The 24,436-nt window shown below is 67.7% G+C and carries 4 protein-coding genes; 2 read left to right on the top strand and 2 right to left on the bottom strand.

Translation table 11 applies throughout. The annotated features are described in order from the left end of the window. The first annotated feature begins 99 nt into the window (after nt 1-99). On the top strand, nt 100-18,897 hold the full coding sequence (locus tag AC1KAT_RS13005) for a tandem-95 repeat protein (RefSeq protein ID WP_480326572.1): 18,798 nt from the start codon (nt 100-102) through the stop codon (nt 18,895-18,897). 275 nt (nt 18,898-19,172) lie between these two features. Here AC1KAT_RS13005 and AC1KAT_RS13000 read toward each other — a convergent pair whose 3' ends face one another. Then, the gene (locus AC1KAT_RS13000; protein ID WP_480326570.1) at nt 19,173-21,089 is read right to left on the bottom strand and encodes an EAL domain-containing protein; all 1,917 of its coding nucleotides are present in this window, start codon (nt 21,087-21,089) and stop codon (nt 19,173-19,175) included. Nucleotides 21,090-21,123: 34 nt separating this feature from the next. Further along, nucleotides 21,124-21,846 (bottom strand): transglutaminase-like cysteine peptidase, encoded by a 723-nt coding sequence (locus AC1KAT_RS12995; RefSeq protein WP_480326568.1) that lies wholly within the window; start codon nt 21,844-21,846, stop codon nt 21,124-21,126. Between the two features lie 321 nt (nt 21,847-22,167). Here AC1KAT_RS12995 and AC1KAT_RS12990 point away from each other — a divergent pair, with 321 nt between their 5' ends. Next, on the top strand, nt 22,168-24,021 hold the full coding sequence (locus tag AC1KAT_RS12990; RefSeq protein WP_480326566.1) for a TolC family outer membrane protein: 1,854 nt from the start codon (nt 22,168-22,170) through the stop codon (nt 24,019-24,021). The last annotated feature ends 415 nt before the right edge of the window (nt 24,022-24,436 follow it).

Raw genomic sequence — 24,436 nt, 5'->3', positions numbered from 1 at the left:
TGCTCGCCCGCATCTGCGCAGCCGTTACAGCGAGGTTTTTCCATGCCCACCATCGTTCAAACCATCGCCGGGACTGTTACAGGCCTCTGGGGATCGGCGATGCTGCGCACCGCAAGCGGTCAGCAACGCCCGCTGAAGATCGGTGACTTCGTGCAGAAGGGCGACGTCATCCTGACGACGCAGGACGGCATCGTTCAGCTGACCACCGAGCCGCAAGGCGAAACCCGCGTCGCCCAGGCCCCCGCCGCCGCCGAGGTGGACCGGGTGATCGCCGAGTTGGACCGCCCCACCCCCGACGTCGCGCCAGCCGCCGGCCTGGCCGCCGGTGACGGCGGTGGCCTCACCCCCGGGCTGCGCGTGGGCCGCATCGCCGAGGCGGTGTCGCCGGCCGGCCTTTCGACCGACAACACGGCAGGCGCCCAGCGCTCGCAAGAAACTGACACCCGCGCGCCCGAGCTGCAGCGCACCCCGAACGACCTGCCCACGGCCACGCCCGGCAGCATCTTCGGCCCCGAAGACACGGCCCTGCCCATCTCGCTGGCCGGCAACGACCCCGACGGCCGTGTCGTCAGCGTCACCGTCACGTCGCTGCCCCCGGGCGGCCAGCTCTTTCTGGCGGATGGCACCACGCCAGTCGTCGTCGGCCAGGCGCTGACACCCGCGCAAGCCGCAGACCTGCGCTTTCAGCCGCCGGCCGACTTTGTCGGCAACACGAGCATCGGCTTCGTCGTCACCGACGACCGGGGCGGCAATTCGACGCCCGGCTCGGTGGCCGTGTCGATCACCCCGGTGAACGACCTGCCCGTGGGCAGCCACGTCGTCATCCGCGGCGACGAAGACACCCCCCTGCCCGTGCGCCTGCAAGGCACCGACGTGGACGGCACCGTCACCAGCGTCACCGTGACCACCCTGCCCTCGAACGGCACGCTTTACCTTGCCGACGGCAGCACGCCGGTGACCGCCGGCACGCCGCTGAGCCCGAGCGACGCTGCCAGCCTCGTCTTCGTGCCCGCGCCCAACTTCAACGGCAACACGGCCATCACCTTCACCGTGACCGACAACGAAGGCGCGGTGTCCACGCCCGTCACGCTGCCCGTCACCGTGCTGCCGGTCAACGACGCCCCCGTGGCGGTGGCCGACACCGCAACCGTTGCCGAGGACGGCGTGGCCAGCGGCAACGTGCTCGCCAACGACAGCGACATCGATGCCGGCACCGTGCTCACGGTCAGCCAGTTCACCGTCGCCGGCGTGCCCGGCAGCTTCGCGCCCGGCGCCACCGCCACCGTGCCCGGCGTGGGCACGCTCGTGATCCGCGGCGATGGCAGCTACACCTTCACGCCCGCGCCGAACTTCAACGGCCCCGTGCCGACCGCCACCTACACCGTTACCGACGGCACCGCCTCGCGCACCGCGCCGCTCGACATCACCGTCACCCCGGTGAACGACGCCCCCGTGGCCGGCGACGACGTGGCCTCGACGCCCTTCAACACGCCCGTCACCCTCGACGTGCGCGCCAACGACCGCGACGCCGATGGCGACACCCTCACCGTCAGCAGCCCCACGCTGGCCGACCCCAGCCAGGGCAGCGTGAGCCTCACCCCGGGCGGCCAACTCGTCTTCACGCCGACCCCTGGCGTCTCGGGCCCGGTGAGCATCACCTACACCGTCACCGACCCGAGCGGCGCGAGCGACACCGCGACCGTCACCGTCAACGTGCAGCCCAACGTGCCGCCCACCGGGGCCGACACCACGCGCACGCTGCTCGAAGACGGCAGCTACACCGTCACCACCGCCGACCTCGGCTTCAATGACAGCGACGCCGGCCAGACCCTGCAGGCCGTGCGCATCGACAGCCTGCCCGCTGCCGGCAGCCTGCTGCTCAACGGGACGCCCGTGGCCGCCGGCCAGGTGGTCAGCGCCGCAGACATCGCCAGCGGCTCGCTGGTGTTCGTGCCTGCCATCAACGGCAACGGCGCGCCCTACGCCAACTTCACGTTCAGCGTGCAAGACAGCGCCGGCGCCTTCGACCTCGCGCCCAACCGCCTGACCCTCCACGTGGCCGCCGTCAACGACGTGCCCGCCGCCGTGGCCGACACCGTCAACGCCGTCGAAGACACCCCCTTCGTCGGCACCGTGGCGGCGAACGATTCGCTGTCGGGTGATGGCGGCAACGTCTTCGCGTTGGTCGCTGGCTCGGGTCCGGCCCATGGCTCGCTGGTGTTCAATGCCGACGGCACGTTCACCTTCACGCCGAATGCCAACTTCAACGGCGCGGACAGCTTCAGCTACTCGCTGACCGATGCGGACGGCAGCACCTCGACTGCCACGGTCAGCATCAACGTCGCTTCAGTCAACGACGTGCCGACCGCTGTGGCCGACACCATCGCTGCGGTGGAAGACACACCCTTCGTCGGCACCGTCGCTGGCAACGACACCCTCTCGGGTGACGGTGGCAACGTCTTCTCCTTGGTCGCCGGCTCCGGCCCCGCCAACGGCTCGTTGGTGTTCAACGCCGACGGCACCTTCACCTTCACCCCGAACGCCAATTTCAATGGGGCAGACAGCTTCCAGTACTCGCTGACCGATGCCGACGGCAGCACCTCGACGGCCACCGTTGCGATCAACGTGGCTTCTGTGAACGACGTGCCGGCTGCCGTGGCCGACACCGTCAATGCCACGGAAGACACGCCCTTCGTCGGCACCGTCGCTGGCAACGACACCCTCTCGGGCGACGGCGGCAACGTCTTCTCGCTGGTCGCCGGCTCCGGCCCGGCCAACGGATCCATCGTCTTCAACGCCGATGGCACTTTCACCTTCACGCCCAATGCCAATTTCAATGGGGCAGACAGCTTCCAGTACTCGCTGACCGATGCCGACGGCAGCACCTCGACCGCCACGGTCAGCATCAACGTCGCGTCCGTGAACGACGTGCCGGCTGCTGTGGCCGACACGGTCAATGCAACCGAGGACACACCCTTCGTCGGCACCGTCGCTGGCAACGACACCCTCTCAGGTGACGGCGGCAACGTCTTCTCGCTGGTCGCTGGCTCCGGCCCGACCAACGGCTCGCTGGTGTTCAACGCCGATGGCACTTTCACCTTCACACCGAATGCCAACTTCAACGGCGCCGACAGCTTCCAGTACTCGCTGACCGACGCTGACGGCAGCACCTCGACCGCAACGGTCAGCATCAACGTCGCTTCCGTGAACGACGTGCCGGCTGCTGTGGCCGACACCGTCAATGCCACGGAAGACACACCCTTCGTTGGCACCGTCGCCACCAACGACACCCTCTCGGGCGACGGTGGCAACGTCTTCGCGTTGGTCGTTGGCTCGGGTCCGGCCCATGGCTCGCTGGTGTTCAATGCCGACGGCACGTTCACCTTCACGCCGAATGCAAACTTCAACGGCGCGGACAGCTTCAGCTATTCGCTGACCGACGCGGACGGCAGCACCTCGACAGCCACGGTCAGCATCAACGTGGCTTCGGTGAACGACGTGCCGGCCGCCGTGGCCGACACGGTCAACGCGACGGAAGACACGCCCTTTGTCGGCACCGTCGCCACCAACGACACCCTCTCGGGTGACGGCAGCAACGTCTTCTCCCTGGTCGCCGGCTCCGGTCCGGCCAACGGTTCCATCGTCTTCAATACCGACGGCACCTTCACCTTCACGCCGAACGCCAACTTCAACGGCGCCGACAGCTTCAGCTATTCGCTGACCGACGCGGACGGCAGCACCTCGACGGCCACCGTTGCGATCAACGTGGCTTCGGTGAACGACGTCCCGGCCGCTGTGGCCGACACGGTCAACGCAACGGAAGACACGCCCTTCGTCGGCACCGTCGCCACGAACGACTCTCTCTCGGGCGACGGTGGCAACGTCTTCGCCCTGGTCGCCGGCTCCGGTCCGGCCAACGGCTCCCTCGTCTTCAATGCCGATGGCACCTTCGCCTTCACACCGAACGCCAACTTCAACGGCGCCGACAGCTTCAGCTACTCGCTGACCGACGTCGACGGCAGCACTTCGACCGCCACCGTCTCGATCAACGTCGCATCTGTGAATGACGTGCCGGCCGCCGTGGCCGACACGGTCAACGCGACGGAAGACATGCCGTTCGTCGGCACCGTCGCCACCAACGACACCCTCTCGGGCGACGGCGGCAACGTCTTCGCCTTGGTCGCCGGCTCTGGCCCAGCCAACGGCTCGCTGGTGTTCAATGCCGATGGCACCTTTACCTTCACGCCGAATGCCAACTTCAACGGCGCGGACAGCTTCAGCTACTCGGTGACCGATGCCAATGGTGATGTGTCCACTGCCGCGGTTTCGATCAACGTCGCATCTGTCAACAACGTTCCCACAGCCGTGGCCGATGCGGTTTCCGCCGTTGAAGACACCCCCTTCATCGGCACCGTCGCCACCAACGACACCTTGTCGGGAGACGGCGGCAATGTCTTTGCGTTGGTCACGGGCTCCGGCCCGGCCAATGGCTCGCTCGTGTTCAACGCCGATGGCACCTTCACCTTCACACCGAACGCCAATTTCAACGGCGCGGACAGCTTCAGCTACTCGCTGACCGACGCGGACGGCAGCACCTCCACCGCAACGGTCAGCATCAACGTCGCTTCCGTGAACGACGTGCCGGCTGCTGTGGCCGACACGGTCAATGCCACGGAAGACACGCCCTTCGTCGGCACCGTCGCCACCAACGACACCCTCTCGGGTGACGGTGGCAACGTCTTCTCACTGGTCACGGGCTCCGGCCCGGCCAACGGCTCGCTGGTGTTCAATGCCGATGGCACGTTCACCTTCACGCCCAACGCTAATTTCAATGGGGCAGACAGCTTCCAGTACTCGCTGACCGACGCCGACGGCAGCACCTCGACAACCACCGTTGCGATCAACGTGGCTTCGGTGAACGACGTGCCGGCCGCTGTGGCCGACACCGTCAATGCGACCGAGGACACGCCCTTCGTCGGCACGGTCGCCACCAACGACGCCCTCTCGGGTGACGGCGGCAACGTCTTCACCTTGGTTGCAGGTTCCGGTCCGGCCAACGGCTCCATCGTCTTCAACGCCGATGGCACCTTCACCTTCACGCCGAACGCCAACTTCAACGGCGCCGACAGCTTCAGCTACTCGCTGACCGACGCCGACGGCAGCACCTCGACAGCCACCGTTGCGATCAATGTGGCTTCGGTGAACGACGTGCCGGCCGCTGTGGCCGACACCGTCAATGCGACCGAGGACACACCCTTCGTCGGCACGGTCGCCACCAACGACACCCTCTCGGGTGACGGCAGCAACGTCTTCTCCCTGGTCGCCGGCTCTGGCCCGGCCAACGGCTCCCTCGTCTTCAATGCCGATGGCACCTTCACCTTCACGCCGAATGCCAACTTCAATGGCCCGGACAGCTTCAGCTATTCGCTGACCGACGCCGACGGCAGCACTTCGACCGCCACCGTCACGATCAACGTGGCGTCGGTGAACGACGTGCCGGCCGCCGTGGCCGACACCGTCAATGCGACCGAGGACACACCCTTCGTTGGCACCGTCGCCACCAACGACACCCTCTCGGGTGACGGTGGCAACGTCTTCTCCCTGGTCGCCGGCTCCGGTCCGGCCAACGGTTCCATCGTCTTCAATACCGACGGCACCTTCACCTTCACGCCGAACGCCAACTTCAACGGCGCCGACAGCTTCAGCTACTCGCTGACCGACGCCGACGGCAGCACCTCGACCGCCACCGTCACGATCAACGTGGCGTCGGTGAACGACGCGCCTGCCGCTGTGGCCGACACCGTCAATGCGACCGAGGACACACCCTTCGTCGGCACCGTTGCCACCAACGACGCCCTGTCCGGCGACGGTGGCAACGTCTTCTCCCTGGTCGCCGGCTCCGGTCCGGCCAACGGCTCCATCGTCTTCAATTCCGATGGCACCTTCACCTTCACACCGAACGCCAACTTCAATGGCGCGGACAGCTTCAGCTATTCGCTGACCGACGCGGACGGCAGCACCTCGACCGCCACGGTCAGCATCAACGTCGCTTCCGTGAACGACGTGCCGGCCGCCGTGGCCGACACGGTCAATGCCACGGAAGACACACCCTTCGTCGGCACCGTCGCTGGCAACGACACCTTCTCGGGTGACGGTGGCAACGTCTTCTCCTTGGTCGCCGGCTCCGGTCCGGCCAACGGCTCCATCGTCTTCAATGGCGACGGCACCTTCACCTTCACGCCGAATGCCAACTTCCATGGCGCGGACAGCTTCCAGTACTCACTGACCGATGCCGACGGCAGCACCTCGACCGCCACCGTCTCGATCAACGTCGCGTCCGTGAACGACGTGCCGACCGCTGTGGCCGACACCATCGCTGCGGTGGAAGACACGCCCTTCGTCGGCACCGTCGCTGGCAACGACACCCTCTCGGGTGACGGTGGCAACGTCTTCTCCTTGGTCGCCGGCTCCGGCCCGGCCAACGGCTCGTTGGTGTTCAACGCCGACGGCACCTTCACCTTCACCTCGAACGCCAATTTCAATGGGACAGACAGCTTCCAGTACTCGCTGACCGATGCCGACGGCAGCACCTCGACCGCCACGGTCAGCATCAACGTCGCTTCCGTGAACGACGTGCCGGCTGCTGTGGCCGACACGGTCAATGCCACGGAAGACACGCCCTTCGTCGGCACCGTCGCCACCAACGACACCCTCTCGGGCGACGGTGGCAACGTCTTCGCGTTGGTCGCTGGCTCGGGTCCGGCCCATGGCTCGCTGGTTTTCAATGCCGACGGCACCTTCACCTTCACGCCGAATGCCAACTTCAACGGCGCGGACAGCTTCAGCTACTCGCTGACCGACGCGGACGGCAGCACCTCCACCGCAACGGTCAGCATCAACGTCGCTTCCATGAACGACGTGCCAGCCGCTGTGACCGACACGGTCAATGCCACGGAAGACACACCCTTCGTTGGCACCGTCGCCACCAACGACACCCTCTCGGGCGACGGTGGCAACGTCTTCGCCCTGGTCACGGGCTCCGGCCCGGCCCATGGCTCGCTGGTGTTCAATGCCGACGGCACGTTCACCTTCACGCCGAATGCCAACTTCAATGGCGCGGACAGCTTCAGCTACTCGCTGACCGATGCGGACGGCAGCACCTCCACCGCAACGGTCAGCATCAACGTCGCTTCCGTGAACGACGTGCCAGCCGCTGTGGCCGACACGGTCAATGCCACGGAAGACACGCCCTTCGTCGGCACGGTCACCACCAACGACACCCTCTCGGGCGACGGCGGCAACGTCTTCTCGCTGGTCGCCGGCTCCGGCCCGGCCAACGGTTCGCTGGTGTTCAACGCCGACGGCACCTTCACCTTCACCCCGAACGCGAACTTCAACGGCGCTGACAGCTTCCAGTACTCGCTGACCGATGCGGACGGCAGCACCTCCACGGCCACCGTTGCGATCAACGTCGCTTCCGTGAACGACGTGCCGGCTGCTGTGGCCGACACGGTCAATGCCACGGAAGACACACCCTTCGTCGGCACCGTCGCCACGAACGACTCCCTCTCGGGCGACGGTGGCAACGTCTTCGCCCTGGTCGCCGGCTCCGGTCCGGCCAACGGTTCCATCGTCTTCAATACCGACGGCACCTTCACCTTCACGCCGAATGCCAACTTCAACGGCCCGGACAGCTTCAGCTACTCGCTGACCGATGCGGACGGCAGCACCTCGACGGCCACTGTCACGATCAATGTCGCGTCGGTGAACGACGCCCCCGTGGCGGCCGACGACTTGGCCACCACCGCCATCAACACGCCGGTGACCATCGACGTCAAGGCGAATGACAGCGACCCCGACAACACCAACGCGCAGTTGACCGTCGGCAGCCCCACGGTCAACCCGGCGCAGGGCACGGTGTCGGTCGATGCCTCGGGCCGCCTGGTCTTCACCCCGGCCAACAACTTCAGCGGCACGGCCACGATCACCTACACGCTGACCGACCCGTCGGGCCTGTCGGACACGGCCACGGTCACCGTCAACGTCGGGGCGAACACGCCGCCCACGGGGACAGACGCCACGCGCACGCTGTCCGAGGACACGAGCTACACGCTGGCCGCAGCAGACTTCGGTTTCGCCGACAGCGACGCCGGCCAGAGCCTCGCCGGTGTTCGCATCGACACCCTGCCCGCCAGCGGCCTGCTCACACTCAATGGCGTGGCGCTCGCGGCCGGTGCGGTGGTCAGCCCAGCCCAGCTCGCCGCGGGCGAACTCGTCTTCACGCCGGCGGCCAACGCCAACGGCATGCCCTACGCCAACTTCACGTTCAGCGTGCAGGACAACGCGGGCGCCTTCGACGCGAGCCCGAACACCGTCACCTTCCACGTGACGCCGGTGAACGACGGCCCGGTGGCCAACCCCGACGCCCTGGGCACGCCCGAAGACACGCCCATCACCTTCGACCCGCGCAGCAACGACACCGACATCGACGGCCCCGCGCTGGCCGTCACCCACGTGGCGGGCCTGCCCATCGGGGTGGGCAGCCCGGTCGCGCTGCCGCAAGGCACGGTCGCGCTCAATGCCGACGGCACCCTCACCTTCACACCGGCCGCCGACTTCAACGGCCCGGTGAACTTCGGCTACACGGTCAGCGACGGCACGGCCTCGGCCTCGTCCACCGTGGCGATCACCGTCAGCCCCACGCCCGATGCGCCCACCATCACCGGCCCGCTCACCGGCAGCGTGACCGAAGACGCCACGCTGACGACCGGCGGCTCGTTGAACATCAGCGACCCCGACGCCGGCCAGTCGAGCTTCGTGGCGCAAACCGGCACGGCCGGTACTTACGGCAGCTTCACCATCGGCGCCACCGGCACCTGGGTCTACACGCTCAACAACGCCGCAGCCAATGTGCAGGCGTTGGCCGGCGGCGCGAGCCTCACCGAAAGCTTCACCGTCGTCACGGCCGACGGCACGACCCGCAGCGTGATCGTCACCGTCAACGGCACGAACGACGTGCCGGTCGCGGTCAACGACATGGCCACGGCCACCGAAGACATGCCGCTCTCGGGCAACGTGCTTGGCAACGACAGCGACGTGGACGCGGGCAGCACGCTCACCGTCACGCAGTTCTCGGTGGGCGGCAACACCTACACGGCCGGCCAGACGGCCACGCTGGCCGGCGTGGGCACCCTCACGCTGGGTGCCACCGGCGCCTACACCTTCACCCCGGCCGCCAACTACACCGGCACCGTGCCGGTGGCGACCTACACGCTGAGCGACGGCACCGCCAGCAGCACGGCCACGCTCACCATCGGCATCACCGCCGTCAATGACGCGCCCGTGGCACAGGCCGACGCCCAGACCATCGCCGAAGACAACGTCGCCAGCGGCAACGTGCTCGGCAACGACAGCGACGTGGACGGCGACACCCTGGCCGTGACCCAGTTCGTCTGGAATGGCAACACCTACACCGCAGGCGTCACCGCCGTCGAGCCCGGCATCGGCTCGCTCAGCATCGCGGGCGACGGCAGCTACACCTTCACGCCTGCCGCCCACTTCAACGGCGCGGCGCCGGTGGCCACCTACACGGTGAGCGATGGCAGCGGCGCCGCCAACGGCAGCACCACGTCCACCCTCACGCTCGACGTGACGCCGGCCAACGACCCGCCGGTGGCGGCGAACGACAGCGCCGTGACCGACGAAGACACGCCGCTGCTCAACATCAACGTGCTGGGCAACGACAGCGACGTGGACGGCGATCCGCTCACCGTCACCGCCGCGAGCAGCCCGAACGGCACGGTGACGATCAACGCCGACGGCACGATCAACTTCACCCCGGCCGCCGACTTCAACGGCCCGGCGACCATCAGCTACACGATCAGCGACGGCCAGGGCGGCACCAGCACCGCCACCGTCAATGTGCAGGTCAACCCGGTGGTCGACCCGGACATCAGCATCGGCGACGTGAGCGTCAACGAAGGCGCGGGCACGGCCACCTTCACCGTCACGCTCAGCCAGGCGACAACGGCTGCGGTGTCGGTCAACTTCGCGTCGGCGAACGGCAGCGCCACGGCCGGCAGCGACTACGGCAGCGTCAACGGCACCCTCACCTTCGCGCCGGGGCAAACGCAGCTCACCGTCACCGTGCCCATCACGAACGACGCGGTGTTCGAAGGCCCCGAGACCTTCACCGTCAACCTGAGCGGCGCGGCCAACGGCGTCATCGCCGATGGGTCGGGCCTCGGCACCATCCGTGACGACGGCACGGGCCCGGGCGGCAGCGACGACGACACGCCGCGCGTGGCCAGCGTCAGCAGCCCGAGCGTGGCCGAAGGCGGCAACCTCGACTTCAACGTCACGCTGAGCAATGCCTCGACCACCGCCACCACGGTCACGCTGGCACGTGCCGGTGTCACGGCCACCGTCGATACCGACACCACCGGCCCGCTGCAGGTCAGCTTCGACAACGGCGCCACGTTCACTGCCGTGGCCGGTGCCACGGTCAGCGTGCCCGCGGGCGTCACCGCCTTCATCGTGCGCCAGGCCACGGTGGACGACCTGATCGACGAGAACAACGAGACGATCACCCTCAGTGCGTCCACGCCCGCCAACACTGCGGCTGTCGTCGGCACGGGCACGCTCGTGGACAACGACGCCACGCCGTCGCTGAGCATCAACGACGTGGTGGTCAACGAAGCAGCCGGCACGGCCACCTTCACGGTCACGCTGAGCGCTGCGTCGGGACTGCCGGTGTCGGTGGCGTTTGCCACCAGCAACGGCTCGGCCACGTCTGGCGCCGACTACACGGCCACCAACGGCACGCTCAACTTCGCGGCCGGCGTGACCTCGCAGACGATCACGGTGCCGATCCTCAACGACGGCACCTTCGAAGGCGTTGAGAACTTCAACGTCACGCTGTCTTCGCCGACGAACGCGACACTGGGCGATGCGCTCGGCGTGGGCACCATCCGCGACGACGGCACGGGCCCCGGCGGCAGCGACAACGACACGCCGTCGATCAGCGTGTCGAGCCCGACGGTGGCTGAGGACGGCGGCTTTGCGGTCTTCACCGTCAGCCTGTCCAACCCCTCGGCCACGGCCACGACCGTGTCGCTTTCGACCACGGCCGGCACGGCCACGGCGGGCGCCGACTACTCGGCCGCGTTGCAAGTCTCGACCGACGGCGGCACGACCTGGATGCCTGCCAGCACGGCGACCATTGCCGCTGGCGCGATCAGCGTGCTGGTGCGTGCGCCCATCGTCAACGACACGCTCGATGAAAACGACGAGGCCTTCTCGCTGACCGCCACCGTCACCGGCGGCACCACCAGCAACGCCTCGGCCAGCGGCACCGCCACCATCACCGACAACGACCTGCCGCCTGCGCTGAGCATCAACGACGTGACGGTCAACGAAGCGGCCGGCACGGCCACCTTCACCGTCACGCTGAACACCGCCTCGGGCCTGCCCGTGTCGGTGAACTTCGCCACCAGCAACGGCTCGGCCACCGCCGGCGCCGACTACACGGCCACCAACGGCACGCTGAACTTCGCGGCCGGTGTGACCTCGCAGACGATCACGGTGCCGATCCTCAACGACGGCACCTTCGAAGGCGCTGAGCACTTCAACGTCACGCTGTCGGCGCCGACGAACGCGACGCTGGGCGACGCGCTCGGCGTGGGCACCATCCGCGACGATGGCACGGGCCCGGGCGGCAGCGACGATGACACGCCGCGCGTGTCCAGCGTCAGCAGCCCGAGCGTGGCCGAAGGCGGCAACCTCGACTTCAACGTCACGCTGAGCAATGCCTCGACCACGGCCACCACCGTGACGCTGGCACGTGCCGGTGTCACGGCGACCGTCGATACCGACACCACCGGCTCGCTGCAGGTCAGCTTCGACAACGGCGCCACGTTCACTGCCGTGGCTGGTGCCACGGTCAGCGTGCCGGCCGGCGTCACCGCCTTCGTCGTGCGCCAGGCCACGGTGGACGACATCGTCAGCGAAGACGCCGAGACGCTGACGCTCACCGCATCGACCGCCGCCAATACGGCGCCCATCACCGGCACCGGCACCATCGTGGACAACGAAGGCGCCCCCGCGCTGATCGTCAGCAGCCCCGGCGTGGCCGAAGACGCGGGCTACGCGGTGTTCACCGTGTCGCTCTCGAACGCCTCGTCGCGCGGCACGCCGCTGTCGTTCACCCTCAACGACGGCTCGGCCACGCGTCCGGCCGACTACACGAACGCGCTCGAAATCTCGACCGACGGCGGCACCACCTGGTCAGCGGGCAGCAGCGTCACGCTGAGCCCCGGCACGACCTCGGTGCTGGTGCGCACGCCCATCGTGGACGACGCCACCGCCGAGGGGCCCGAAACCTTCACGCTGGTCGCCACCTCGGGCGGCAACAGCACGAGCAACGGCAGCGCCACCGGCACGGCCACCATCAGCGACGACGCCACGCCCGACCTGGTGCTGGTCAGCCTGACCGGCCCGGCCTCGGTCATCGAAGGCGGCACGGCCACCAACTACACGGTGTCGCTCACGCAACCGGCAGTCACCGCCGTGACCGTCAACCTCAGCTACAGCGGCACCGCAACCGACGGCAGCGACTACACGCGTGTCGTGCAGGTCACCATCCCGGCCGGGGCCAGCAGCACGAGCTTCGACCTTTCGACCTTCGACGACACCCTCGACGAAAAAGACGAAACCATCATCGTCACGCTGGGCGGCATCACGGGCGGCGGCTTCGAAGGCATCGCCATCGACCCGACCGCCAGCTCAGTCACCACGACCATCGTGGACAACGACGCCATGCCGTCGGTCAGCATCAACGACGTGACGGTGAACGAAGCCGCCGGCACCGCCACCTTCACCGTGACGCTCAGCTCGCCCTCGGGCCAGCTCGTCGAGGTGCAGTACATGACCGGTGACGCCACCGCGACGGCCGGTGCCGACTACACCGGCACCACCGGCGCGCTCAGCTTCGCGCCGGGCGTGACCTCGCAGACGATCACGGTGCCCATCCTCAACGACGGCACCTTCGAAGGCGCCGAGAACTTCAACGTCACGCTGTTCGCGCCGTTCAACGTGGTCTTGGGCGACGCGGTCGGCGTGGGCACCATCCGCGACGACGGCACCGGCCCGGGCGGCACCGACAACGACACGCCGGCGATCAGCGTGTCGAGCCCGACGGTGGCTGAGGACGGCGGCTTTGCGCTCTTCACCGTCAGCCTGTCCAACCCCTCGGCCACGGCCACGACCGTGTCGCTTTCGACCACGGCCGGCACGGCCACGGCGGGCGCCGACTACTCGGCCGCGTTGCAAGTCTCGACCGATGGCGGCACGACCTGGATGCCTGCCAGCACGGCGACCATTGCCGCTGGCGCGATCAGCGTGCTGGTGCGTGCCCCCATCGTCGACGACACGCTCGATGAAAACAGCGAAGCCTTCTCGCTGACCGCCACCGTCACCGGCGGCACGACGAGCAACGCCTCGGCGGTTGGCACCGCCACCATCACCGACAACGACCTGCCACCTGCGCTGAGCATCAACGACGTGGTGGTGAACGAAGCCGCCGGCACGGCCACGTTCACCGTCACATTGAACACCGCCTCGGGCCTGCCCGTGTCGGTGAACTTCGCCACCAGCAACGGCACGGCCACGGCCGGTGCCGACTACACGGCCAGCAGCGGTTCACTCAACTTCGCGGCCGGCGTGACCTCGCAGACGATCACGGTTCCGATCCTCAACGACGGGACCTTCGAAGGCGCTGAGAACTTCAACGTCACGCTGTCGTCGCCGACGAACGCGACCCTGGGCGATGCGCTCGGCGTGGGCACCATCCGCGACGACGGCACCGGCCCCGGCGGCAGCGATGATGACACGCCGCGCGTGGCCAGCGTCAGCAGCCCGAGCGTGGCCGAAGGCGGCAACCTCGACTTCAACGTCACGCTGAGCAATGCCTCGACCACGGCCACCACGGTCACGCTGGCACGTGCCGGCGTCACCGCCACCGTCGATACCGACACCACCGGTGCGCTGCAGGTCAGCTTCGACAACGGCGCCACGTTCACTGCCGTGGCTGGTGCCACGGTCAGCGTGCCCGCGGGCGTCACCGCCTTCATCGTGCGCCAGGCCACGGTGGATGACCTGATCGACGAGAACAACGAGACGATCACCCTCAGTGCGTCCACGCCCGCCAACACTGCGGCTGTCGTCGGCACGGGCACGCTCGTGGACAACGACGCCACGCCGTCGCTGAGCATCGACGACGTGGTGGTCAACGAGGCGGCCGGCACGGCCACCTTCACGGTGACGCTGAGCGCTGCGTCGGGACTGCCGGTGTCGGTGGCGTTTGCCACCAGCAATGGCAGCGCCACCGCAGCAGCCGACTACACGGCCACCAACGGCACGCTCAACTTCGCGGCCGGCGTGACCTCGCAGACGATCACGGTGCCGATCCTCAACGACGGCACCTTCGAAGGCGTTGAGAACTTCAACGTCACGCTGTCGGCACCGACGAACGCGACGCTGGGCGATGCGCTCGGCGTCGGCACCATCCGCGACGACGGCACCGGCCCCGGCGGCACCGACAACGACACGCCGGCGATCAGCGTGTCGAGCCCGACGGTGGCTGAGGACGGCGGCTTTGCGCTCTTCACCGTCAGCCTGTCCAACCCCTCGGCCACGGCCACCACCGTGTCGCTGGCGACGACCGCGGGCACCGCCACCGCGGGTGCCGACTACTCGGCCGCGTTGCAAGTCTCGACCGATGGCGGCACGACCTGGACGTCTGCCAGCACGGCGACCATCGCCGCCGGGGCCACCAGCGTGCTGGTGCGCGCCCCCATCGTCAACGACACGCTCGATGAAAACGACGAGGCCTTCTCGCTGACCGCCACCGTCACCGGCGGCACCACGAGCAACGCCTCGGCCAGCGGCACCGCCACCATCACCGACAACGACCTGCCGCCTGCGCTGAGCATCAACGACGTGGTGGTCAACGAAGCGGCCGGCACGGCCACCTTCACGATCACGCTGAACGCGCCCTCGGCGCTGCCGGTCTCGGTGAACTACAGCACCGGCGGCGGCACGGCCACGGCGGGTGCCGACTACACCTCGGCGAGCGCCGTGCCCGTGACCTTCAACCCGGGCGTGGTGTCGCAGACGATCACCATCGCCATCGCCAACGACGCGCTGCCCGAGGCGAGCGAGACCTTCAACGTCACGCTGTCGTCGCCGGTCAACGCGAGCATTGCCGACGGCACGGGCGTGGCCACCATCGTCGACAACGACGCCACGCCGGTGCTCGACCTCGACGCCAACAACTCCAGCGGCGCCACTGGCGCGAACTACACCACCAGCTTCACCGAAGGCACGGCGGGCGCGGGTGTGTCGATCGCCGACGCCGACCTGTCGATCACCGATGCCGACAGCACGACGCTCACCGGCGCGACCATCACGCTCACCAACCGCCAGGCGGGCGACGCGCTGAACCTCGGGCTCGACGTGGCGGGCATCACCGTCAACGCGAACAACACCGCCGGCACCGTGACGCTCACGCTCACCGGCACGGCCTCGCTGGCCGACTACGCGCAGCGCATCCGCAACATCACGTTCACGAACAACAGCGAAGACCCGTCGGCCACGCCGCGCACGGTCACCGTCACGGTGACCGACGGCACCACCACCAGCAATCTCGCCACCACCACCATCAACGTGGTGCCGGTGAACGACGCGCCGGTGCAGTCGGTGCCCGCGACCACGCAGACCGTGGCCGAAGACGCGGTGCTCGTGTTCTCAGCCGCGAATGGCAACGCCATCACCGTGGCCGACGTGGACAGCGCCTCGCTCACCACGACGATCAGCGTCACCAATGGCACGCTGACGCTGGGCTCGACCAGCGGCGTCACCGTGACGGGCAACGGCACGGGCTCGGTGCAGGTCACCGGCAGCGCCAGCGCGATCAACGCGGCGCTGAACGGCACGCAGTACCGCAACACGGCCGACTACCACGGCGCGGCCACGCTGAGCGTCAACACGACGGATGGCACGCTGAGCGACAGCGACACGGTGGCCATCAGCGTCACGCCGGTGGCGGACATCGCCGCCGACAGCGTCACCACCAACGAAGACACGCCCATCACGATCAACGTGCTCGGCAACGACAGCTTCGAGAACGCAGGGCGCACGATCACCGCCGTCAACGGCACGGCGATCACCTCGGGCGGCCCGGCCATCGCGGTGACGAACGGCACGGTAGCGCTCGTCGCCGGCCAGTTGGTCTTCACGCCGGCCAGCAACTACAACGGCGTGGCCAGCTTCAGCTACACCGTGACGTCGGGCGGCACGACCGAGACGGCCACCGTCAACGTCACCGTCGCCCCGGTGAACGACGCGCCGGTGGCCTTGAACGACGCTGCCAGCACCAACGAAGACGTGCCGGTGCTCAACATCAACGTGCTGGGCAACGACAGCGACGTGGACGGCAACGCCTTGACCGTCACTGCCGCGAGCAGCCCGAACGGCACGGTCACCATCAATGCCAACGGCACGCTGAACTTCACGCCGGCGGCCAACTTCAACGGCGCCACGACGATCAGCTACACGATCAGCGACGGCGCCGGTGGCACGGCGACCGCCACGGTCAACGTCACCGTCACCCCGGTGAACGACGCGCCGGTCAACACCGTGCCGGGCGCGCAGGCCACGGCCGAAGACACGCCGCGCGTGTTCTCGGCCGCCAACGGCAACGCCATCACCGTGACCGACGTGGACGGCGGCACGCTGACCACGACAGTCAGCGTCACCAACGGCACCCTCACGCTCGGCTCGACGGTGGGCGTGACGGTCACCGGCAACGGCACGGGCTCGGTGCAGATCAGCGGCACGGCCGCGGCCATCAACGCCGCACTGAACGGCACGCAGTACCGCAACGTGGCCGACTACAACGGCGCGGTCACGCTGAGCGTGGTCACGAGCGACGGCACGCTGAGCGACAACGACTCGCTCGCGATCAACGTTACGCCAGTGGCCGACATCGTGGCCGACGCGGCCAGCACGCTCGAAGACAACGCGGTGACGATCAACGTGCTGGGCAACGACACGTTCGAGAACGCCGGCCGGGCCATCACGGCCATCAACGGCACGGCCATCACCGAAGGCGGTGCCGCCGTGGCCGTGGCGAACGGCTCGGTGGCCCTGGTGGGCGGGCAACTGGTCTTCACGCCCGCCACGCACTACAGCGGCACCGCGAGCTTCAACTACACGGTCAGCTCGGGTGGCGTGACCGAGACCGCCAACGTGAGCGTCAGCGTGGCGGCCGTGGCCGACGCGCCTTCGCTCACGCTGCGTACCAGCACCTCGCAGGTCGTGTTTTCGAACGGCTGGGAGGCCGCGCCCAACAGCAACAACACCAGTGAAGGCGTGCTCTCGACCACACTTGAAGGCTGGACGCGCCTGGACGCCCCGCAGTCGGTGGCCGGAGGCACCAACTCGCTCGAAATCTGGACCTCGGGCGACGAACAGCAGAGCCAGGACGGTGACATGAACACCATCGTCGCCTCGGCCGGTAACGGCAACGATTTCCTGGAGCTGAACGACTCGTCGAACCTGTTCCAGACCATCGGCATCACCCGCTCGGTGGCGACGCAGGTGGGCATGGTCTACGAGCTGTCGTTCGACTACGCGGGCCGCCCGGGCTTCAACACGAACTTCACGCGCATCGGCGTCTACGTCGATGGTGTGCTGTTGCGCCAATACGCCTCGACCAGCCCGCAGAACTACATCGACTGGCAGAACCTCAAGTTCAACTTCCAGGGCGACGGCAATTCGCACACGATCACCATCCGCACCGACGCGACGCAGTTCGACACGAACGGCCGCGGCGCCTTCATCGACGACATCGTGCTGTCGGCCATGCAAGGGGTGATCGCGGGCAACAACGGCAGCCTGACCTCGGTGGCACTGGCCAACTACGTGAGCGCGTCGATGGTCGATCTGGACGGTTCGGAGTCGCTCGCGCTGAGCTTCTCGGGCCTGCCGAGCGGCGCGACCATCACCACCGCCAGCAACCCCGGTGGCTACACGCCAGTGGGCGGCGTGGTGACGATCTCGGGCAGCGAACTCGCCTCGGCGCAGCTGAACCTCAGCAGCAGCTACCTCGGGCTGGTGGACATCGGCGTCTCGGCCTCGGCCACCGAAGGGGCCAACAGCAACGCGGCCAGCGCCTCGGGCACGTTGCAGTTCATGGTGCAGACCGCGTTCGAGAGCGAAAACCTCTCGGGCGACGGGCTCAGCAACCTCGTCGGCACGACGGGCAACAACACGCTCACTGGCGGTGGCAGCGCCGAGTACCTGCTCGGGCTTGACGGCACCGACACGCTCAACGGCAACGGCGGCAACGACGTGCTCGACGGTGGTTCGGGCAACGACGTGCTCAGCGGCGGCTCAGGCAACGACGTGCTGGTCGGCGGTGTCGGCAACGACTCGATGACCGGCGGTACGGGCACCGACGTGTTCCGCTGGTCGCTGGCTGATCGCGGCACCAGCGGCACGCCGGCCGCCGATGTCATCACCGACTTCAACCTGGCCACACCGGCCGCTGGCGGCGACGTGCTCGACTTGCGCGACATGCTGGTCGGCGAATGGGGCACCACCGCCAGCAGCGGCAACCTCACGAGCTACCTGCACTTCGACGTGACCGGCGGCAACACCGTCATCCAGGTCAGCAGCACCGGCGGCTTCTCAAGCGGCTACAGCGCCAGCGCCGTCGATCAGCAGATCACGCTGCAAGGCGTGGACCTCAGCGCCGCGGGCACGCTGAACACCGACCAGCAGATCATCCAAGACCTGCTGAGCAAGTCGAAGCTGGTGGTGGACGGAACGGCTTGATCGGGAGCCCGGTGACCAACCGCTCGGGCATCCAAGGCCCGAGCGGTGCCCCGACGCATCGCACACGCGAGGCAAGGGTCACGCCCAAAGCAAGCGCAAGCGAGGCGCCCATCAAGCAACGCCCAAGGATCCGGCTTTGCCGGTCCGATGGGTGGGCCTTGCAGGCCGCGCCGGGCCCGAGGCCCGGCCCTTCGCCAAGCACATCTCGTCTACTGGACGAAATGTGTCCGGGCTCAGCCCCTTGGGGACGGACAGGAGCGAAGCGACTGGGGGGGCTAACGTTTTTGCGAGCTGATCCAGGGCCCCGTGGCCCCATCGATGCCGCATTCCCACAGCCGCTTGGCGTCGTCCTCTTCTTCGACGCCCTCGGCGTAGACCGCGAGCGACAGCCCGTGAAGCAGCGTGACGGTGCTGCGCACGAAGGTGGCGCGGTTGTCGTCGCTGCCCACGCCGCGAAGGATGGCCGCGTCGAGCTTCACGTAGTCGAGCCCGGCCTCGAACAGGCGTGGGATGTGCCCCAGGCGCTCACCGGCATGTTCGAGCCCGAGGCGCACGCCGGTCGGGCGCAGTTGGCGACCCAGCTCTTGCAAGAGTTCGAAGTGCTCGACCGCCGCGATCTCGGCGATTTCGAGCGAAATGAGCTTGGCCACGCGGGGCGAGTCCCACAGCAGCGAGCGCAGGCGCGCGGCGAAGCTGCTGTCGAGCAGCGACGCGGGCGACAGGTTCACGCAGCGCGGCAAGCCGTCGTCGCCTGCGTCGGCCAGCGCGAGCGCCAGCGCGTGTTCGTCCACGTCCACCGTCAAGCGGCTGCGCATGGCCAGCGGCAGCCAGCGCGCGGCGGGCTCGAAGGGGCCGTCAGGTTCGAGCTGCAGGCGCAGCGGGCATTCCATGTGCAGCAGGCCACCGCGTGCGTCGACCACGGGATAGCTGACCAGGTGCACGCGGCCCTCGCCCAGCGCGCTGCGAATGCGCTGGCGCCACGCGCCCTCGCCTTGCATCGAGGGGCTGGGCAGTTCTTCGCTGGCGAGCTCGACCGCGAAGGCGCCGCGGCTTTCGGCGCGCGCGAGAGCGTCGTCGGCTGAACTCATGACTTGCGCGAGCGACATGTCACGGCGCAGCTCGATGGCGCTGACGCACACCGACACCCCGGGGCCGAGCGTGGGCAACACGAGGCGCAGCGCATCGGCCAGGGCCTGCGCGGTTTCGCGCGCGACGCCGGCGGCCGGCAGGCACATGGCGAAGTCCGAGCCGTTCAGGCGGCCGAGGAAGCAGCCCTTCACACGCTCGGCATAGGGCCGCAGGGCCTGCGCCACGGTGCTGATCATGCGGTCGGTCGCGGCGTGCCCGTAGCTGCGGTTGACGCCGGCGAGGTCGATCATGCGCAGCAGCAGCAGGCCGCCCTCCGAAGGGCCATCTTCGCGCTGCAGCGAGGCCGCGAGCTGGCCGAGAAAGTGCGAGCGGTTCGACAGGCCGGTGAGCCGGTCGCAGTTGGCCTGGCGGCGCAGCGAATCGAGCTGTTCGGCCTGGGCCTGGAAGGTGACGCGCAAACGGCCAACCATCGCGTTCATGGCCTGCGTGAGCCGCCGCAGTTCGGGCACGTGCGGTTCGGGCAGGGTGACGAACTCGCCGTTCACCAAGGCCTGGGCCTGCTGCACGGTGGCCGACAGCGGCCGGCGGATGCGCCGCACCACCAGCGCCCCCAAGCCGCCGGCCAGCACCCCGACCACGGCCAGCGCAAGCGCCGAGCGCAGGCTGCCGCGCCAGAGTTCGTCATAGGCGAATGAGGAATGGCTGACGACCTCGATGGTGCCGAGGGGCCGCCAGCCGTCGATGACCTGTGCCGAGCCAGGAACGGAGTCGATCGGCACAACCCGCATGAACCAGCGCGGGGCCTTGCTGGTGCTCGATGCAGACTCGCGGGCGAAGCGCTCGCGGCCATCCGGGGCGACCAGGCGAATGCGCTGGTAGTAGCCGGTGTCGAACTGGGCCGACATGGTCAGCTCCATCAGATCGACATCGCCCTTCTGTTGCGACAGGGCAAGCGCCAGCGAGGTCGCGTTGTCGGCGTTCTTCAGGCGAAGCTGCGTTTCGAGGTAGCTGCGCGCGGATTCGACCGTGACAGTCACGCTGCCGATGAAAGCCAGCAACACCGTGCCCAGCGTCAGCAACCAGATCTGACGGATCAGCGACATGCGGAATCCTCTCGTTTTTCGTTCTTGTAGCAGGTCATTTGAACCCCTCGCCCCTGGCCTTCGCAAGGACTTCGCGCCAACGCGACAGCCGAGCCACCGGGTCACCAGCACTTTGCAGGCCCACCCCTTGCCACAGGCCTTCGCCGTTGAAGCTGAAGACCGGCGTCAGGTCGGGGCGGCGAGAGGCCGGGCGCACATCACCGATCAGGTTGTCGAGGATCATCGGCTCGGCCTCGGGGCTCGGATAGTAGGCCAGCACCATGTGGGCCTGCACCGCGCCACTCGGCCCGCCGACCAGGGCACGCACATACACAAGCCGCAGCTTGGACACCGGCACGCCGACAGCGAGCAGGCTGAAGTACTTGGCGATGGCGTAGTCCTCGCAGTCGCCCTGACCCTGGTTCAAGCTCTCCAGGGGGCTCGCCCAGTAGTCCACCTGGCCCCAGACGTCCTTGTCGTCGCGAAAGGCGATGTGGCGGTTGAAGAAGCTGTTGATGGTGCGCAGTTTCGCGGGTTCGTCCACCCCCTGGGCCTGCTGAAGCACCGGCTGCAATTCGCGGGCACCGGTCAGCGCGCGCGCGCCGATGCGCTGGGCCGAGGCCAGCATGAGGTCCACGTCCCAAGCCTGCAGGGAGCCCGCCGCCAGCAAGAGGCCCAGGCACATCACGCTCAACAGCATGCGCTGCAGCAAGCGCGCGGCTGAAGCCAGCAGCGTGGCCCCGCGAGATACGTCTGAGATCAGAAAATCGTCATGCACAAGGCGGCCACTGGGATGCGAACCCACCTCTCGTTGTCGTCCGACCGCGCAGGGACTTGAGCGTGCCCGCATTGCCAGCGAATCACAGCGTGAGAGATTGGGCGTTGAGGCTGAATGACCGCACCGAGGCAGGGCAATCCCTCAGTGCAAGCCCGCACAGGCCATGTCTTCATGCCATTGGCGGCAAACGGTCGTGAAATACTCACGCGCGGCCCGCCGGCCTGAGGGGCCATGAGAGCGAGACCGGCCCCCTAAACTGCGCCCGAGTTCGCGAAACGGCTTCGCACAAGCCGATCCCCACGAAGCACAACCGACCACCCAATGCAACTGAAAGCCCCTGCCCTGCTCGCCGCCATCGCGCTCTTGGCCGCTCCCTTCGCATGGGCACAGACCCCGACAGGCAACGACGCGCTCAAGGCAGCGGTGGACAAGGCAGTGCAGTCCAACCCCGAGGTGACGGCGCGCTACAACGCCTACCGCGCATCCACCGACGCCATCGACGTGGCAAGGGGTGGCTACTACCCCCGCGTCGATTTGAATGCCAGTGCGGGCCGCGACCGGGACCGCATCACCTCGCGCTCGCCCGAAGACCAATCGCTCAACCGCAACGGCGTGGCACTCAGCCTGCGGCAATTGCTGTGGGACGGCCTGGCCACACGCAACGAAGTGGGTCGCCTGGGGCACGAGCGCCTCGCGCGCTATTTCGAAGTGCTCGACGTCACCGAGCAGACCGCGCTGGAAGCCGCGCGCGCCTACTACGACGTGCTGCGCTTTCGTCGGCTGGTGGCGCTGGCCGAAGACAACTACGTGCAGCACCGCGCGGCTTTCAACCAGATCCAATCGCGTTTTCGCGCCGGCGTCGGCCGCGGGGTGGACCTCGAACAAGCCGGCGCGCGCCTCGCGCTGGCTGAGTCCAACCTGAACACCGAGCTGTCGAACCTGCACGACGTGTCGCAGCGCTATCAGCGGGTCGTTGGCGAAGCACCGCCGCGTGACATGCCGCTGCCGGCTTCATTCGGCAACGTGCCCGGCAGCGCCGTGAGCGCCTCCGAAGAGGCCGTGCGTCGCAGCGCGGCGATCAGCGCCAGCATCGAAACCCTTCGTGCGGCCCGCGCCTTGGCCAGTGCCCGCGAAGGCGCTTACCAGCCCACCGTTGAAGCTCGACTGCGCTCGGGCGCCGGCAAGAACTTCGACGGCGTGCAAGACCAGAAGCGCGACAGCTCGGCCGAAATCGTGCTGAGCTGGAACCTCTTCAACGGCGGCGCCGACCGCGCCCGCGTCCGCCAACAGGCCAACTTAGTCAACCAGGCCGCCGACCTGCGAGACAAGGCCTGCCGCGACGTGCGCCAGACCGTGGCCATCGCCTACAACGACACCCGCAAGCTGACCGACCAACTGACGCTGCTCGACCGCAACACCCTGGCCATCGAGAAGGCCCGCGACGCCTACCGCCAGCAGTTCGACATCGGCCAGCGCAGCCTGCTCGACCTGTTGAACGCCGAAAATGAGCTGTACACCGCGCGCCGCTCGTACGCCAATGCCGAATACGACCTGGCCGTCGCGTATGTGCGCACTCAGGCGGCGCTGGGTCAATTCACGCAGCAAGTCGGCCTCAGCCGCGACACCGAAGCCCCGCGCGAGGCAGAAGGCTGGAGCCAGGCCGATGACGGGCCGGGCCGTTGCCCAGCGGCCACGATCGAACTGCCGAGCATCGACACGACCGCCCTGGCCGCGCGTGCCGCGGCCCTGTCGCTCGTGGCCACATCGGTGCCGATGGCCGAGCGGCCTGTCCCCGCCGCTCGCCCCCTGCCCGCGGCCGCGCAGCCGACTGTCGCAACGCCGGCGACTTTGTCGGTCCGCCGCCTCAACGACTGGATCGCCGCATGGGAGTCGAAAGACGTACGGCGCTACATGGCGTTCTACGCGCCGAACTTCCGTTCCGACAAGGGCGCGACCGAGCAGTGGAAGGCCGAACGCCGCCGCCTGGTCGGCAAGCGAGGCCCAATCCGCGTAACGGCTGAAAACATCCAAACCCGCACGCTCGACCCCAACACCGTTGAGGTCCGCTTCCTGCAAACCTACCGCTCCGACGACTACAACGACAACACCGAGAAGGTGCTGACTTGGCAGCAGGTCAACAGTGACTGGTTCATCGTGAAAGAAAGCAATCGCTGATCGCTGAGGCGATTGCTTCAATGAAACGGCGCCTGACGGCGCCGTTTTCTTTTTGCCTTTCGCACATCGCTATGCACGCTGGATCAGAGCTAGAGCGGAAGCGTTTCTGGCACTTGGTCAGCGAGCAGATTGCAGCACGGATACTTACCGACGATGTGCGCTGGGGTTACGCAGACCCTCACTGCGAAGACGAGTTCCTATCCCTCAAAAGCACACAGATAGATTAAGCGGACGCACCGACTTCCCGCCGCCCAGCAGCTCGCAGGGAACACCAAGCCCAGAATTAAAGGAATCCATTGCCCAATGAGAAATGCCCCCATCACTGCTGTGATGGGGGCATTCAATTAATAGCCTGACAATGTCCTACTTTCACACGGGAATCCGCACTATCATCGGCGCTGAGGCGTTTCACTGT

This window comes from Piscinibacter sp. PDB5-1 (genome assembly GCF_056676035.1).
This window is presented reverse-complemented; position numbering and strand designations above follow the sequence as displayed.